This window comes from Bergeriella denitrificans NBRC 102155 (assembly GCF_001592185.1).
GTDB classification, from domain to species: Bacteria; Pseudomonadota; Gammaproteobacteria; order Burkholderiales; family Neisseriaceae; genus Neisseria; species Neisseria denitrificans.
In genome coordinates, this window is sequence record NZ_BCWL01000300.1 from 1 (window position 1) to 1,739 (window position 1,739).

A 1,739-nucleotide genomic window follows, 5' to 3' on the forward strand; every position below is an offset into this window, starting at 1 on the left:
AAGTTCTACGACTATATAAAGCGTCGAGAGCATAAAGCGCATGGCCGCTTCATACTTTGATGCCACGATACGATTTTTTCCGCCGACAAACCATGAAAACCGATTTAACCGCCCGATTTGCCGCCTTTCTCAGCCCCGATGAAATCCTTGCCGAAGCCCCCGAGCTACTGACCGACCAGCGCAAGCGTTTTGTGTCTGCGCCCGATGTGATACTCAAGCCGAAATCGGTTGAATCCGTGCAGGCCGTAATGCGCTATTGCACGCAGCATCATATCCCCGTTATCCCGCAGGGCGGCAATACCGGTTTGTGCGGCGCGGCGGTGGCGGAGGGCGGTGTGCTGCTCAATCTGTCGCGGCTCAACCGCATCCGCGCCGTCAGCACGGCCGACAACAGCATCACTGTTGAAGCGGGCGCGGTGCTGCAGCAGGTACAGGAAGCGGCGGCAGCCGCCGACCGGCTGTTTCCGCTCAGCCTGGCCAGCGAAGGCTCGTGCCAAATCGGCGGCAACATTGCCTGCAATGCGGGCGGTCTGAACGTGCTGCGCTACGGCACCATGCGCGATTTGGTGCTGGGCTTGGAAGTGGTGCTGCCCGACGGCAGTCTGATTTCCCACCTGCAGCCTTTGCATAAAAACACCACCGGCTATGATTTACGGCATCTGTTTATCGGCAGCGAGGGCACGCTGGGCGTGATAACCGCCGCCACCTTAAAACTGTTTGCCCGCCCGAAAACCCGCGCCACAGCTTGGGTGGGGCTGCCCGACATCGAAGCGGCCGTGGGGTTGCTGAGCCTGGTGCAGGGGCATTTTGCCGAGCGGCTGGAGAGCTTCGAGCTGGTCAGCCGCTTTGCCCTGGATTTGTCGGCGGCGTTTTCCCGATTGCAGAAACCCGTTGACGCGGAATGGCATGTGCTGCTGGAACTGAGCGATGCACTGCCGCACGACGGCCTGCCGGATATGCTGGCCGAATTTCTCTACCGGCACGGCTTTGAAAACAGCGTGCTGACGCAATCGGAGCAGGAACGCAGCGATTTATGGACGCTGCGCGAGCATATTTCCGCATCTCAGCGCAGCTTGGGCACAAGCATCAAGCACGATATCGCCGTACCCGTTTCTCGCGTCGCCGCGTTCGTCGGCGCGTGCGCCCCTGCTTTGCAGGCAGCGTTTCCCGGGATAGAAATCGTCTGCTTCGGCCATCTCGGCGACGGCAGCCTGCACTACAACACCTTCCTGCCCCATGTGTTGAGCAACGATGCGTACGCATACGAAGACAAAATCAACACCATCGTGTACGAGCATATTCTGGCGCAGGGCGGCACGATTGCGGCGGAACACGGCATCGGCATCATCAAAAACCATTGGCTGCCGCGCGTACGCAGCCCCGAAGAAATCGCCTTGATGAAAGCGGTGAAAGCACAACTTGATCCGCATGGGATTATGAACCCGGGTAAGCTGCTGCCGGCGTAAAGGGCGCTTGCTTACAAAGCGCGGCGGTATCGGCTTGTGTTGAAGCGGATACGGCATACGGGAAAGGCCGTCTGAAAATGTGGATTTTCAGACGGCCTTTTGGTGTCTATAGTTAAATTCCTAAAAGCCGAACTGCGCGGTTATCGGCAGCTGATACATGGACTTTTTGTTTAAATTTTTGATGTATTTGCTATGACGCTGTTTGCTTTTCTTTTGATGCGGACGGAATGCGTGTTTAAAAAAGCCGTCTGAAAACAGACGGCCTTTTGAGTA

The 1,739-nt window shown here is 57.2% G+C and carries 1 protein-coding gene; it reads left to right on the forward strand.

The annotated features are described in order from the left end of the window. The first annotated feature begins 92 nt into the window (after positions 1–92). Positions 93–1,466 carry an FAD-binding oxidoreductase gene (locus tag BDE01S_RS10355; protein WP_066081248.1) on the forward strand — a complete coding sequence of 458 codons (1,374 nt, stop codon included), beginning with the start codon at positions 93–95 and terminating at the stop codon, positions 1,464–1,466. The last annotated feature ends 273 nt before the right edge of the window (positions 1,467–1,739 follow it).